Source organism: Pantoea sp. X-Soil-YNGN-775 (assembly GCF_059730575.1).
Genome location: NZ_AP035945.1, coordinates 159,649 through 173,678, shown reverse-complemented (window position 1 = coordinate 173,678; position 14,030 = coordinate 159,649). Strand labels below are relative to the sequence as shown.

At 57.4% G+C, this 14,030-nt stretch carries 13 protein-coding genes; 4 read left to right on the top strand and 9 right to left on the bottom strand.

Features of this window, described 5'->3' with window-relative positions; translation table 11 throughout:
- Positions 1 to 22: 22 nt before the first annotated feature.
- The 9 genes from corA to AC6I8I_RS00740 form a co-directional block, all read right to left on the bottom strand.
- Positions 23 to 976: a magnesium/cobalt transporter CorA gene (gene corA / locus AC6I8I_RS00780; RefSeq protein WP_031375037.1), complete on the bottom strand. Its 954-nt coding sequence runs from the start codon at positions 974 to 976 to the stop codon at positions 23 to 25.
- A gap of 178 nt (positions 977 to 1,154) precedes the next feature.
- Entirely contained in the window at positions 1,155 to 1,211 is a 57-nt protein-coding gene (ysgD, locus tag AC6I8I_RS00775; RefSeq protein ID WP_409455982.1) for a YsgD/CorL family protein, read from the bottom strand.
- 66 nt (positions 1,212 to 1,277) lie between these two features.
- A complete protein-coding gene (gene uvrD, locus AC6I8I_RS00770; RefSeq protein WP_233985650.1) occupies positions 1,278 to 3,440 on the bottom strand; it encodes a DNA helicase II in 2,163 nt (720 codons plus the stop codon).
- A 157-nt stretch (positions 3,441 to 3,597) separates the two neighbouring features.
- The gene (gene yigB / locus AC6I8I_RS00765) at positions 3,598 to 4,314 is read right to left on the bottom strand and encodes a 5-amino-6-(5-phospho-D-ribitylamino)uracil phosphatase YigB (protein WP_312054747.1); all 717 of its coding nucleotides are present in this window, start codon (positions 4,312 to 4,314) and stop codon (positions 3,598 to 3,600) included.
- Entirely contained in the window at positions 4,311 to 5,216 is a 906-nt protein-coding gene (gene xerC, locus AC6I8I_RS00760) for a tyrosine recombinase XerC (protein ID WP_497828240.1), read from the bottom strand. Before xerC ends, yigB begins: the two co-directional genes overlap by 4 nt.
- A complete protein-coding gene (locus AC6I8I_RS00755) occupies positions 5,213 to 5,917 on the bottom strand; it encodes a DUF484 domain-containing protein (protein WP_031375040.1) in 705 nt (234 codons plus the stop codon). Before AC6I8I_RS00755 ends, xerC begins: the two co-directional genes overlap by 4 nt.
- Entirely contained in the window at positions 5,914 to 6,738 is an 825-nt protein-coding gene (gene dapF, locus AC6I8I_RS00750) for a diaminopimelate epimerase (protein WP_312054752.1), read from the bottom strand. The genes AC6I8I_RS00755 and dapF overlap by 4 nt, the downstream gene beginning before the upstream one ends.
- A 28-nt stretch (positions 6,739 to 6,766) precedes the next feature.
- Positions 6,767 to 6,967, bottom strand: coding sequence for an LPS translocon maturation chaperone LptM (gene lptM, locus AC6I8I_RS00745; protein ID WP_031375042.1), 201 nt, complete (start codon positions 6,965 to 6,967; stop codon positions 6,767 to 6,769).
- A 146-nt stretch (positions 6,968 to 7,113) separates the two neighbouring features.
- Positions 7,114 to 9,672, bottom strand: coding sequence for a class I adenylate cyclase (locus AC6I8I_RS00740; protein WP_312054755.1), 2,559 nt, complete (start codon positions 9,670 to 9,672; stop codon positions 7,114 to 7,116).
- 313 nt (positions 9,673 to 9,985) lie between these two features.
- On the opposite strand from AC6I8I_RS00740, the gene hemC reads away from it, so the two are divergent.
- The 4 genes from hemC to hemY are packed head-to-tail and all read left to right on the top strand — an operon-like array spanning position 9,986 to position 14,010.
- Positions 9,986 to 10,927 (top strand): hydroxymethylbilane synthase, encoded by a 942-nt coding sequence (gene hemC, locus AC6I8I_RS00735; protein ID WP_312054757.1) that lies wholly within the window; start codon positions 9,986 to 9,988, stop codon positions 10,925 to 10,927.
- Positions 10,924 to 11,652: a uroporphyrinogen-III synthase gene (gene hemD / locus AC6I8I_RS00730; RefSeq protein ID WP_312054759.1), complete on the top strand. Its 729-nt coding sequence runs from the start codon at positions 10,924 to 10,926 to the stop codon at positions 11,650 to 11,652. Before hemC ends, hemD begins: the two co-directional genes overlap by 4 nt.
- Positions 11,653 to 11,677: 25 nt before the next feature.
- Complete coding sequence (gene hemX / locus AC6I8I_RS00725; RefSeq protein ID WP_031375046.1) at positions 11,678 to 12,811, top strand: uroporphyrinogen-III C-methyltransferase; 1,134 nt, start codon at positions 11,678 to 11,680, stop codon at positions 12,809 to 12,811.
- 2 nt (positions 12,812 to 12,813) lie between these two features.
- Positions 12,814 to 14,010: a protoheme IX biogenesis protein HemY gene (hemY, locus tag AC6I8I_RS00720; protein WP_312054762.1), complete on the top strand. Its 1,197-nt coding sequence runs from the start codon at positions 12,814 to 12,816 to the stop codon at positions 14,008 to 14,010.
- Positions 14,011 to 14,030: the final 20 nt, after the last annotated feature.

The following is a 14,030-nucleotide window of genomic DNA, read 5'->3' as shown; positions in this document are numbered from 1 at the left end:
CTCAGACGACCCGCTGCCTGCTTTATAACCAGTTCTTACGTTTAAAGTAGAGATAAGGCGCCAGTCCGGCCAGAATCATCAGGCCAATCGCGGCGGGATAACCAAAGCTCCACTTCAGCTCTGGCATAAACTCAAAGTTCATTCCGTAGCTTGAGGCGACCAGCGTCGGCGGCAGGAACACCACCGAAACCACCGAGAAGATCTTGATAATGCGGTTCTGCTCGATGTTGATGAAGCCCATCGCCGCCTGCATCAGGAAGTTCACCTTCTGGAACAGCGATTCGTTATGCGGCAGCAGCGACTCGATATCGCGCAGGATTTCACGCGCCTGCTCCAGCTGATTGCCCGGCAAACGCGCTTTACGCACCAGGAAGTTGAGCGCGCGCTGGGTATCCATCAGGCACAAACGCACCTTCCAGCCGATATCTTCCAGTTCGGCTAAACGCGACAGCGCCAGATCGTACTCTTCGCCCTGCTGACCTTCCATGATCACCCGGCTCAGTTTTTCCAGCGCGCTATAGATATTCTCAATCTCATCCGCCAGCTGTTCGATTTTAGTTTCAAACAGGTCGAGCAGCAGCTCAAACGCATTGCCGTCGATCAGCGTCTGATTACGGGCTCGCATGCGATAGAGCCGGAAGGCCGGCAGTTCGCGTTCACGCAGCGTATAGAGACGGCCTTCACGGATGGTGAACGCCACGGTGGAGTTACCGGCGTGATCTTCAGCATCTTCATAGAAGAAGAAGGAGTGAATATGCAGGCCATCTTCATCTTCGAAGAAGCGCGCCGAGGCCTCGATATCTTCCAGCTCTGGCCGGGTGGCCAGGCTCTGGCCGAGTTCAGATTGCACCCGGTCACGCTCGCCCTCTTCCGGTTCGATCAGATCGACCCAGACGGAGGTGGTCAGTTTGTCGTTTTCGTCTTCCAGCTCCAGACGCGTCAGGCGGCTGTGATCCAGTTTAAATGCGCTCAGCATAGCAATACTCCCCATTGCAGACTAAATGGGACAAGGCATTCCGCCGTTCACTAAACGGAACGGGCAACCTGAACACGGAAACACAGTTTCAAAGGTAAATCAGTGCTGACTCGTGCGACGGGATTAGAAAAGGGAGGTCGCTGATAACCGCTAAGGCTACCCGCGTAGAGAGGTAGCCTTAGATGTTATTCCTGTTATCCAGGTTATTGAGCCAGCATCGACTGGGCGTGTCCAAGGCATTGTCCTCTCATGATAATAGTGGGCGCATGTTACGCTGAGACGAAAATGTCGTCAACCGCAGCTACAGGGTTTCCAGTTTGGCGTAAGCCGCCACTAACCACTTGATTCCCTGCCCCTGGAAAGCCACCTGCAGGCGGCTGTGCTCGCCGCTACCTTCCAGATTAATGATGGTGCCTTCACCAAATTTGGCGTGATGAACCCGCTGGCCGAGCGCGAAACCGCTGTCATTTTTGCTCACCGGCGCGCCCATCCGCTGGTGATTCACCGGACGGCTGACGCTGGCGCGTAAGCGCACTTCTTCAATGCACTCTTCCGGCAGCTCGCCGATAAAACGCGAAGGGCGATGATACACTTCCTTACCATACAGTCGGCGGGTTTCGGCATAGGTCAGCGTCAGCTTGATCATCGCGCGGGTCACGCCAACGTAAGCCAGTCGACGCTCCTCTTCCAGCCGGCCGCCTTCATCCAGCGACATCTGGCTTGGGAACATGCCCTCTTCCATGCCGACGATAAATACCTGGCTGAACTCCAGCCCTTTCGCCGAGTGCAGCGTCATCAGCTGCACCGCATCCTGCCATTTATCAGCCTGGCCTTCGCCCGCCTCCAGCGCCGCGTGCGATAAAAAGGCCTGCAACGGCATTAAGTCTTCATCTTCATCCTGATAGCTGAACTGGCGCGTGGCAGTCACCAGCTCCTCAAGGTTTTCGATTCGCGCCTGACCCTTTTCGCCTTTCTCCTGCTCGTACATCAGCCACAAACCGGAGTCTTTGATCACCCGGTCGGTCTGGACGTGCAGCGGCAGCTCTGCGGTTTCCGTCGCCAGCGAATCGACCAGTTCACAGAAACGTTGCAGCGCCGACGCGGCCCGGCCGGCCAGCGCGCGGGTTTGCAGCAGTTCGCGCGTTGCCTGCCACAGGGTCATCTGCCGTTCACGCGCGGTCTGGCGCACCACGTCGAGCGTACGATCGCCCACGCCACGCGTTGGGGTGTTGACCACGCGCTCAAACGCCGCGTCATCATTGCGGTTGGCCATCAGACGCAGATAAGAGAGCGCATCTTTGATCTCCTGACGTTCGAAGAAGCGCATACCGCCATAAATACGGTACGGCATACTGCTTTGCAGCAGCGCCTCTTCCAGCACACGCGACTGGGCGTTGCTACGATAGAGAATGGCGCAATCATTCAGGGCGTTGCCGTTTTCCATCCACGTCTTGATGCGGTTTACCACAAAGCGTGCTTCGTCCAGCTCATTGAAGGCGCAGTAGATCGAGATGGGCTCGCCGTCGCTGCCGTCGGTCCACAGCTCTTTACCCAGACGGCCGTTATTGTTAGCGATCAGGGCGTTGGCGGACTTCAGAATGTTGTTGGTTGAGCGATAGTTTTGCTCCAGACGGATGGTTTCCGCGCCGGGGAAATCCTGCAGGAAGCGCTGGATGTTCTCGACCTGCGCCCCGCGCCAGCCATAGATTGACTGATCGTCATCGCCGACGATGATCACCCGGCTGCTGTCGCCCGCCAGCATGCGGATCCACGCATACTGAATGTTGTTGGTATCCTGGAATTCGTCCACCAGCACGTTGGTGAAGCGTTCGCGGTAGTGATTCAGAATGTGCGGCTTATTGAGCCACAGCTCATGGGCGCGCAGCAGCAGTTCAGCAAAGTCGACTAAACCGGCCCGGTCACAGGCTTCCTGGTAGGCCTGATAGATGCGCAGCCAGGTCTGCTCGACCGGATTGCCATAACTTTCAATGTGCTTTGGCCGCAGACCTTCATCTTTTTTGCCGTTGATGTACCACATACCCTGACGCGCCGGCCACTGCTTCTCATCAAGATTCATCGATTTGATCAGGCGTTTAAGCAGGCGCAGCTGGTCTTCACTGTCGAGGATCTGAAAGTCCTGCGGCAGATTGGCATCCAGATGGTGGGCTCGCAGCAAGCGGTGCGCCAGGCCGTGGAAGGTACCGATCCACATGCCGCCCTGGCTGGTGCCGATCAGCTGCTCGATACGGTGACGCATCTCGGCCGCCGCTTTGTTGGTAAAGGTCACCGCCATAATTGAATAAGGTGAACAGTTTTCGACCGACAGCAGCCAGGCGATGCGATGGACCAGCACCCGCGTTTTTCCACTGCCCGCGCCTGCCAGCACCAGCAGGTTACTGCGCGGTGCCGCAACGGCCTCGCGCTGTTTGTCATTCAAACCGTCGAGCAGTTCAGAAACGTCCATAAGCCCCGTTTACCAAAGAAAAAAGGTCGTCGCCCGATCTATTACGCCTGACGCCAGGCGACGGCTGTGAGTGTCCGGCCTGCGGCGGGAAAACACCCGGCTGCCGCCACGGCCGCAGCGCGAAAGTAAGGGAGACGACTGGATAAATTTACAGCCATTATAGCAGTGAGGTGAGTGATGCCAACTGCGAAATTTCGACATGCGGCAACAGACGCGCATCGGCGATATGCATCAGGTTACCCTGACGCAGGTTAATCCAGCAGGCCTGCATACCGCAACGCAACGAGCCTGCCACATCGGTGGTGAGATCGTCGCCGACGTGCAGAATGTGCTGAGGAGCAATGTTAAGCCGCTGTGCCGCCCGCTGATACATATCCTGCCACGGCTTCGCACGCCCATCCGGCCCCGCCCGCAGCGTGAACCGAAAGTATTCTGCAATGCCCATTTTTTCCGGGCAGGCATTGCCGTTGGTAACCGCCACCAGCGGAACTTTCTCCGCCAGCATTTTCAGCGTCTGATGGGTCTCATCCGGCATCTCAACCTGGCTACGCCATTGATGAAACACCGCCATGACCTGCTCCGCGCCGGCCGTCGCCTCAGCAGCAGACAAGCCGATGTTCAGCATCGCCAGCTCAACAGAACGCCGACGCCACTCCGACACATCATGGTAGATTTCCGGTTCGCGCAGCAGCAACTCATCGCGCAGTGCCTGGTAAGCCTGCGGCGTAAAATCACGCAGCGCCGGATGAAAGGCCTGTAACGCCGCATGCGACTCAGCGGTGGTCCGGCGGATCACCGGATGGTTATCATACAGCGTGTCATCAAGGTCAAAGGTGATGGCTTTGATGGCAGCCAGCGGACGATAAAACTTCATTCGTTCTTTCCTCGTTTGGCCCGGGGATGCGCAGCATCATAGACCGAAGCCAGATGCTGAAAGTCGAGATGGGTATAAATCTGGGTGGTCGAGAGGTTGGCATGGCCCAGCAGCTCCTGCACCGCGCGCAAATCACCGCTCGATTCCAGCAGATGGGTCGCAAACGAGTGCCGCAGTTTATGCGGATGAATATGGCTGGTCACGCCCTGCTTAATGCCCCATTCGGCGAAACGCTTTTGCACGTTACGCGCCGAAATCCGGTTGCCGCGCGTAGAGAGAAACAGCGCGTCATCCTGGCCGCCAAAGCTGGCGCGCAGCGGCAGCCAGTGCTGGATCCAGCTGACCGCGGTGCGGCCAATCGGCACACGCCGCTCTTTGCTGCCCTTACCCACCACCCACGCTTCGCCGGAATCGAGATCGACATGCCGACAATCCAGATTCACCAGTTCAGAAAGACGCAGACCACCGCCGTACATCACTTCCAGCATGGTGCGGTCACGCACCGCCAGCGGATCGCTGGGATCGATCTCCAGTAGCTGGTTTACATCATCCACATCAATATTTTTCGGCAGATGGCGCGCCTTACGCGGCGTCATCACCCCTTTCGCCGGGTTCGCGCTGAGCAAACCCTGGCTGACCTGCCAGTCGAGAAAGCTGCGCAGCGCGGAGAGGCGTAATGCAAGACTGCTGGCGGCCAGACCGGCGCGACGACTGCGTGCCGCCATGCTGCGCACCTGCGCCGGTTCAAGCTGCGTCCAGGCACCGAGCTTCATCTCATCGGCAATCGCAACCAGCGCCGCCAGCTGGCGGGCATAGCTGCTCTGGGTCAGCGGGCTAAGCTGGCGCTCCACCTTCAGGTAGCGCAGAAATCCGTCGACGGCCTCCTGCAGCGCGCTGCTCATGCGCGTTCAATCCAGCGGGTCAGCAAATCAGGCATCATCTGCGACAGGTGCTGCAGCAGCAAAGTACCCATGCCGGATTGATAATGCTGGCTGTCGCGGCTGCTGAAGATCAGCACGCCGAGATCGCCGGCTTCGCCCATCAGCGACATCGCAACCGAACCGATCGCTTTCGCCTGCGGCAGCAGCAGCAATAATTCCGGGCCATTGATATTGCCCAGATAGTGATGCTGATTGCCGAAGCGCTGGATGCGCAGCGGCTCAAAGGCCTGACGCGACAGGCTAAGCTGGAAGAAATCCGAAGGCGCACCGAGCTGCCATTTATCGCTGAACAGCCGCACGTTGGCTCCGGCCAGGCCGAGTTCACGCGCCCAGCGGTGCAGGCGGTTCAGCATCTCCTGCAGCGAATCGGCCGCCGCCAGATGGCTTTGCAGCGCCAGCAAGCGGTCAAACAGCTCGTGATTGGCGGTAGCCTGTTCCATCAGCAGGGTAATCTCTTCTTCCAGCTGCTGGATATGGTTACGCTGCCGCGCCATGTGCCACTCAACCAGTGACACGCTGCCACGCACCGGATGCGGCACCGCCATCTGTTCAATCTGGCGGGCATTGCGGATGAAGAAATCGGGATTTTGCCGCAGATAATCACTGACGGCCTGATCGTCCAGCAGGACCGTACTGTCCGCCTGCTCTTCGATATTTTTCATAGATGAATAAACCCATCGTAGACATGTGTGGCGGGACCGGTCATATAGAGTGGCTGACCCGCCCCCTTCCAGGCGATATGCAGCGTTCCGCCGGGCAGATCAACGCGCACTTTCGGCGCCAGAATACCCTGCTGAATGCCACACGCAACGGCAGCACAGGCTCCGCTGCCGCACGCCTGCGTTTCCCCTGCGCCGCGTTCATACACGCGCAGACGAATGTGTTCCGGATTGATGATTTCCATAAAACCGACGTTAACGCGATCCGGGAAGCGCTCATGGCTTTCCAGAATCGGCCCCAGCAGTTCAACCTGCGCGGTTTTCACGCTGTCGACCTGAATAACGCAGTGGGGATTGCCCATCGAAACCGCCCCGAGCATTACCGTCTGCTCGGCCACGCGTAGCAGATAGAGATTCTCGGCTTTATTGGCGCGAAACGGCACCTGCTGCGGCTCAAAGTTGGGTTCGCCCATGTTGACGCGCACCTGATCGTCCGGCGTGACGCTTAGCACCATCCGGCCATTTTGGGTGCTGACGCGAATGTCGCTTTTGTTGGTCAGGCCTTTCAGCTGAACGAAGCGGGCAAAGCAGCGCGCGCCGTTGCCGCACTGCGCGACTTCACTGCCATCGGCATTGAAAATGCGATAGTGGAAATCGAGATCGGGATCGTATGGCGGCTCAACGATCAGCAATTGATCAAAACCGATCCCCAAATGACGATCGGCCAGCCGGCGGATCAACTCCGGCGAGAAAAAGACGTTTTGCGTCACCGCATCGACCACCATAAAGTCGTTGCCGAGACCGTGCATTTTGGAGAACTGCATTTTTAGCTCCGCCGGATAAGCCATGATATTAGTTCGCTTGCGCGCTCGAATCGCCGGTCACCAGACCGTTCACATCCGCTTTAGAGGCGTCTGCTTTCTGGCGTTCAGTCGGGGCTTGTTGCTTTTTCGGCTGGTCCTTCGGCGGGAAATAAAGCGGCCCTTTCAGACCACAACCGGCAAGGCTGGTCACGGCCAGCGCCATCGCCAACAGGCTTATCACTTTCTTCATTCTTTATGCTCTTCATGTCCTTTACCTGGATGCTTATCATCGCAGTTGAAGTTGGAAAAGCAACAGGAAATCCCCGCAAATAGCGTGAGCAGAGTGTCAGGCCGGGCAGATGACGGCCGCCTGAACAGGCAGGCGGCCGATCGGGTTCAATGCACCTGATAGCGCGGTTGATAGTCGCCGTTGTCGTTGTCAGGTGGCGAGGCGCACAGCTGCGTCAGCGTCTGGCTGCGGAACGGAATCACCTGGAAACGTTCACCGGTATTCACGATCTGATAGAACTGCGGCAGGTTGAAGTTGATAAAACTGGAACCGTAGGTAAAGCGATCGTGCGACGACGAGTAGAAACGACTAACGTCACGCACCAGCTCCTCTTTGCTGCCTTCGCAGTGATGATAAACCTCGACCCGGTTGGTCTCATCAAGAATATAGATGTTGAAACCGCGCTCATCGGTGGTGTTTTCAAAGAAAAACTGGATGATGCCTTCGCTGGCATAGCCGTTAACCACCGGCGGCAGCGGCGTCTGGTTGGTTTCCACCTTGATCGACAGGCCGTGCAGCTTGTTATTGGAAATCGCGCCGTAAAATTCGACGGCGTTTTCCAGCTTCTGTACCGAAACGCTCATGCGTTCAAAGAACAGACCCCAGGTCTGGCCGGCCATGCGCAGCGCTTTGAAGCGGCCCGGCTCCTGTCGCGTACTGGAGAGCCGCAGCTCAATGCATTCCGACACCAGTTGCTGCACGCGGGTCCGGATCAGCCCGCGCAGATGCTGGCTGTAGCAGAACACTTCAACCGTATCGGGCGGCGCGGCATCCTGATGCATCTTGCCAAGAATGGTTTTCAGCCCTTCGATCATCGCCTGTTCGCCGCTGAAGTGCAGCGTACGCACTTCATTCCACGAGTTACGGTAGAGCAGGTCGATACTGCCGATCAGGCACTGTTGCTGCTGGCCGAAGCTGAACACGTCGAGCTTACGGAAGTCGAAGTGCACCACCTGATTACGGAACGCCGAGGTCGGATCGTGCTCGAGGTTGACGATAATCGCGAGGTGACGAATTTCACACGGGCTGTAGAGCGCTTTTGGCGTCGGGGCCGGCAGGCGAAGCGGGAAATGACTGGAGACGTCATTGACCAGCTCCTGCAGACGCGCCAGATCGCAGATCTCATTGCCTTTAATGTGCAGCCGGGTTTTGCGGGTCAGCAGACCGTTGAACCACGCCCACGCCACCAGCTTATTCAGATAGCGGTTATATTCCAGCGGCTGATGGCTGATGATCGAGTCCATGTCCGGTGCCTGATTATACAGGTACCAGCCCGCGCGGTTGGCCCGGCCTGGCGGCACATGAATAAAGGTCAGGTTCGGCTCAGAAAGATCGGGCGAAATCTGTGGGTTGACCAGGGTAACCTTGCCCGGCAGTGCTTCAAACGCGGCGTACAGTTTACGGGTCAACACGCCGATGTCCTGCGGACTCGCGCTGACGCTTAAATTGTTGCGGCGGGCAAACCGGATCAGGTTGCGATAACTCTGCATCATCGCATCCAGCAGTTCGTTGTGCGCTTCACGCACCCGCTCGATTTTCCACTCTGCGCGGTTATCCAGGATGGCAATTTTCTCGTCATCCCAGCCCCACTCTTTCACCAGCTGCGACAGAATTTCACGCCGCCAGCCGGTGCGATGCTGATGCTCTTCGGTGCTGAGTTTCTCGCACACTTTGAGGTAGAAACAGCGGCGCACCAGATCGAGACGTGGCTGATCGTCCACGCTGGTCAGATAATGCGTGACGCGTTCCAGCATCATGCAGTAGGGATCAAGCCCGAAGCAGATGATTTCGCCGTCGTGCAGGCGCTGTTTGATGTCCATCGCCAGCAGTTGCGTATTCGGATATTCCCAGCTGTAAGCTTCCAGCAGCAGGGTTTTCAGCACCGCTTTATACGGCGAGTCGATACTTTTATACAGCTGCCACAGGCTGGCACCGAAGTACTCCTCCGCCGACAGCGTGCCAAGGCCGCCCAGATCGAGCCATTCATTCGGCGTCAACACACCTTTGGCGTAGAGCGACATCACGTAGTCGTCATAATGGTGCTCTTCTTCGCCGGGCACCATGTTCCACAGAATGCGTTTACCCGCCATGCGCACCGCAGTACGGTAAAACTCATCAAGCAGCAGAATGTGTTGGGTCGAGCCGCAATCTTCTCCGCCCAGATTACCGCTTTCGTTATGGCGGAAACGGTTCTCATCGATCAGGAAGAAGCTCACTTCCACGCCCATGGAGACGCACCATTTCTGCAGCATGGTACATTTACGCTGCAGATTAAGGCGCTCTTCATTGTCCAGCCAGGATTGATGACAGACCCAGATGTCGAGATCCGACACGCTGTTCTGACCGACCGACGAAGTGCTGCCCATCGAATAAATCGCGGTGATCGGCATTTCGCCTTTTGGCGCATCGGCAAGGCGCAGGTCGCTGTCGCCGGTCAAATCGGCCAGTAGCTGACGCTGATTTTCATCAGGCGTGAAGAAGCTGATGCCATGTGGAACGCTACCTTCAAGGTAACCCGGCATCTGCGGATGTTGATAATGTAATAAGGTTGGCAGCAGACTGTAGACGCGCTGAAAAGCGGGTCCCATGGCAGCCAGTGCACGATCGACGCGCAGCTGGTTGATTGCATCCAGTCTCTGTTTCAGTGTCTCAATGTAGAGGTACAAGACGTTTCGCCTGATTGTCCCAGTGTTTAAGCACCCTGTTTCCACCATCTGCCGCTTATAAAGTGAAAAAGTGGGCAGATTATTGCTGGAAACGTGATCAATCTAACACTCGGCAGATTGACCGTAAAGAAAGTTGCGCTACTTAACAGTTTAGCACGTTCTTACTGGCTTCCCGCCTTTTCAGCACCGGTATCAAATGAGACTTGATAAATCGGGCCTAATCCGCGAGCAGGCCGTTTTCAATCCGTTGAAACTGACAGCATTCCCCCATAGATGATAGGATATTCAGTGAACGATCAAAATGGTTAACAGCATGTTAGACAAAATTTTCAGAATTGCTACAAGACAAAGCCCGCTGGCATTATGGCAGGCACATTATGTACAGCAACGCCTGATGAGCGCTCATCCGGGCCTGCAGGTTGAACTGGTGCCGATGGTCACTAAAGGTGACATTATCCTTGATACGCCGCTGGCAAAAGTGGGCGGCAAAGGGCTGTTTGTCAAAGAACTCGAACAGGCAATGCTGGATGGCCGGGCCGATATGGCGGTGCACTCAATGAAAGATGTGCCGGTCGATTTCCCTGCCGGTCTGGGTCTGGTCACCATTTGTGAGCGCGATGATCCGCGCGATGCGTTCGTTTCTCATCACTATGACTCTATTGATGCCCTGCCGCACGGTGCGGTCGTCGGCACTTCCAGCCTGCGCCGTCAGTGTCAGATTAGCGCTCGTCGTCCGGACCTGGTGATCCGTTCGTTGCGCGGTAATGTCGGTACCCGACTCGGCAAACTCGATGCCGGCGATTATGACGCCATTATTCTGGCCGTCGCCGGGCTGAAACGCCTCGGACTCGAAGACCGAATCCGTCAGGCCCTGCCGGCGGATGTCTCCCTGCCTGCGGTCGGCCAGGGCGCGGTCGGCATTGAATGCCGTCTGAACGACAGCCACTTAATCAGCCTGTTGCAGGCGTTAAACCACGATGACACCGCCGTCTGCGTCAAAGCAGAGCGCGCCATGAATACCCGCTTAGAAGGCGGTTGTCAGGTGCCGATCGGCAGCTTTGCGGTGCTGGAAGGCGATGAGCTCTGGCTGCGTGGCATGGTCGGTGCGCCGGATGGCAGCGTGATGGTCAGCGGCGAGCGCCGTGGGCCGCGCGATCAGGCAGAACAGATGGGCATTTCACTTGCCGATGAGCTGCTGAACGGCGGCGCGCGTGAAATCCTGCGTGAAGTTTACCAGGGGCAACCGCCGGCATGACCATTCTGGTGACGCGTCCGGAACCCGCCGCGGCAGAGCTGGTATCACGCCTGCATGCGCTGGGTAAGCAGGCCTGGAGCCTGCCGCTGATTGAATTCGCGCCGGGCGTCGATCTGCCTCATCTGCCGCAAAAGTTAGCCGAACTGCAACCTGGCGATTTGGTTTTTATCCTGTCGCAGCAGGTTATCCACTACGCTCAACACGCTGTCACAGCGTGGCCCGCCGGGCTGGACTATTATGCAATTGGTCGATCTACTGCGCTGGCGTTCCATACCGTCAGTGGTCAGCAGGTGACCTGGCCACATGCGCATGAAACCAGTGAAGAGTTAATCCAGTTAAACACGCTGCAGCAGGTCGCCCATAAGCGTGCGCTGATTTTGCGCGGTAACCCTGGCCGGGAGCTGCTGGCGGAGACCTTAACGCAACGCGGCGCAGAGGTGTCGTTTGCCGCCTGCTACCAGCGCTGTCAGAAACACTATAACGGTGCGACAGAAGGCCGGCGATGGCGCGATCGCGGCGTCTCGGTGCTGGTGGTGACCAGTGGAGAAATGTTACAACAGCTTTTTTCGCTGTTCCCCGCGATCGATCGCGAGGAATGGCTGCTCAACTGCCGACTGATCGTCGTCAGTGAACGTTTGGCTACCCTGGCCGCAGGATTGGGTTGGCAGGATATTCAGGTAGCCGATGGTGCCGATAACGATGCGCTGTTGCGCGCGTTACGCTGAACTTTAACAATGGGATGTGCCACATATGACGGAACAAAAAGACTCCTCCGCCATGGTTGAAGAAACCACCCCAGCGGTCGACCGCTCTGCTGCCAGCAACGCCACACCACCCCGTAAAGCAAAAAACGGTGGCATGGTGCTGGGTGCGGTTGCGATCGTCATTGCGCTGGCGATTGGTGCAGGTTTATACCTTAATGGGAAACATCAGGCTGATTTACAGGCACAAACCAACCAGCGCCTGAGCGAACAGCTTAGCGCGCTTCAGCAGCAGGCCAGTAACGACAAACAGCAGCTAACGCAGCAGCTGAGCAGCACCGAAACCGCACTGCAGAAGGCGGAAGCCCAACAGGGCGCCTCCGCCAAAGAGCTGGAAACGCTGCGTGAGAAAGTGGCGGTGATTTCAGGCAACGACGTGCGCAGCTGGTTGCTGGCGCAGGCGGATTATCTGGTGAAACTGGCGGGTCGCAAACTGTGGAGCGATCAGGATGTCACCACCGCCGCCGCGTTGCTGAAAAGCGCCGATGCCAGCCTGGCTGACATGAACGACCCGAGCGTGATGAATGTCCGTCGCGCGTTAACCCAGGATATCAGCACCCTCTCGTCGGTCAGCCAGGTCGACTATGATGGCGTGATCCTGAAGCTGAATCAGCTATCGAACAATGTCGACAATCTGCGTCTGGCCGACAACGACAGCGATGATGCGCCGATGGACAGCGACGGCGGTGAGCTGTCAGGTTCAGTGCGCGAATGGCGGCAGAATCTGGTGAAAAGCTGGCACAACTTTATGGATGACTTCATTACCATCCGTCGCCGTGATAACACCGCACAACCGCTGCTGGCACCTAATCAGGATGTTTATCTGCGTGAGAACATTCGTTCCCGTCTGCTGATTGCCGCTCAGGCGGTTCCGCGTCATCAGGATGAGATCTACAAACAGTCGATCGACACCGTCTCCGCCTGGGTTCGCGCCTGGTACGATACCAACGATGCCGCCACCAAAGCTTTTCTCGCGCAGCTGGATGAGCTGAGCCAGCAGAGCATCAATATGGATCTGCCAGACAATCTCGAAAGCCAGCCGTTACTTGAGCAGCTGATGCAAACCCGCGTGCGGAACCTGTTAGCGCAACCCTCTGCCGCTGCTAATCAGCAGGGAGGCTAAGCATGCTTAAGGTATTTATCCTCTTTATCCTGCTGATTGCTGGCGTGGTGCTGGGACCGATGATCGCCGGCCATCAGGGCTACGTGCTGATTCAGACCGATAACTGGAATATCGAAACCAGCGTTACCGGCCTGGTGATTATTTTGATCATCAGCCTGCTGGTGATTCTGGCCGTGGAATGGCTGCTGCGCCGCGTGCTGCGTACCGGTGTCCGCACCCGCGGCTGGTTTACCGGCCGTAAACGTCGTCGCGCCCAGCGTCATACTCAGTCCGCGCTGATGAAGCTGGCGGAAGGTGACCATCGTCAGGTTGAAAAGCTGCTGTCTAAAGATGCCGATCATGCTGATGTGCCGGTTGCCAACTACCTGCTGGCGGCGGAAGCAGCACAACAGCGCGGTGATGAAGTGCGCGCCAATCAGCATCTGGAGCGGGCGGCTGAACTGTCAGACAGCAACACCATCCCGGTGGAAATTGCCCGCGCGCGTATTCAGCTGGCGCGTAACGAAGATCACGCCGCGCGTCACAGCATCGATCGTTTACTGGAAGTGGCACCGCGCCATCCTGAAGTGCTGCGCCTGGCCGAACAGGCTTATATCCGTACCGGCGGCTGGAGCGCGCTGCTGGATATTCTGCCGGCGATGCAGAAAGCACAGGTTGGCGATGAGGATCACCGCACTGCCCTGCAGCAACAGGCGTGGCTGGGCCTGATGAGTCAGGCGATGGCCGATCAGGGTAGCGACGGACTGAAGCGCTGGTGGGGCAATCTGAGCCGCAAAACCCGTCAGGAAACCACGCTGCAGGTCGCGATGGCTGACCACCTGATTGAGTGTGACGATCACGATACCGCGCAGTCAATCGTGCTGGAGGGGCTGAAACGCCACTATGACGATCGGCTGGTGCTGCTGATGCCGCGCATTAAGAGCGGCAACCCGGAGGCGCTGGAGAAAGCGCTACGTCAGCAGATTAAACAGCATGGTGCTACGCCGCTGCTGCACAGTACGCTGGGTCAGCTGTTGATGCGTCATGGTGAATGGCAACAGGCGGCCGAAGCGCTGCAGCAGGCGCTGGCACAGCGTCCTGATGCGTTTGACTATGCCTGGCTGGCGGATGTATACGATCGTCTGCGTCGCCCGGAAGAAGCGGCGAAGATGCGTCGTGAAGGCTTATTGCTGACGCTGAAGAACAATCCCGGCGCCTGATCGGCCGGAGAGAAAGATAA

What these genes read in the sequence shown, in the direction of transcription:
- corA (WP_031375037.1), bottom strand. Translation starts at nt 976, where the DNA reads ATGCTGAGCGCATTTAAACTGGATCACAGCCGCCTGACGCGTCTGGAG.
- uvrD (WP_233985650.1), bottom strand. Translation starts at nt 3,440, where the DNA reads ATGGACGTTTCTGAACTGCTCGACGGTTTGAATGACAAACAGCGCGAG.
- yigB (WP_312054747.1), bottom strand. Translation starts at nt 4,314, where the DNA reads ATGAAGTTTTATCGTCCGCTGGCTGCCATCAAAGCCATCACCTTTGAC.
- xerC (WP_497828240.1), bottom strand. Translation starts at nt 5,216, where the DNA reads ATGAGCAGCGCGCTGCAGGAGGCCGTCGACGGATTTCTGCGCTACCTG.
- AC6I8I_RS00755 (WP_031375040.1), bottom strand. Translation starts at nt 5,917, where the DNA reads ATGAAAAATATCGAAGAGCAGGCGGACAGTACGGTCCTGCTGGACGAT.
- dapF (WP_312054752.1), bottom strand. Translation starts at nt 6,738, where the DNA reads ATGCAGTTCTCCAAAATGCACGGTCTCGGCAACGACTTTATGGTGGTC.
- lptM (WP_031375042.1), bottom strand. Translation starts at nt 6,967, where the DNA reads ATGAAGAAAGTGATAAGCCTGTTGGCGATGGCGCTGGCCGTGACCAGC.
- hemC (WP_312054757.1), top strand. Translation starts at nt 9,986, where the DNA reads ATGTTAGACAAAATTTTCAGAATTGCTACAAGACAAAGCCCGCTGGCA.
- hemD (WP_312054759.1), top strand. Translation starts at nt 10,924, where the DNA reads ATGACCATTCTGGTGACGCGTCCGGAACCCGCCGCGGCAGAGCTGGTA.
- hemX (WP_031375046.1), top strand. Translation starts at nt 11,678, where the DNA reads ATGACGGAACAAAAAGACTCCTCCGCCATGGTTGAAGAAACCACCCCA.
- hemY (WP_312054762.1), top strand. Translation starts at nt 12,814, where the DNA reads ATGCTTAAGGTATTTATCCTCTTTATCCTGCTGATTGCTGGCGTGGTG.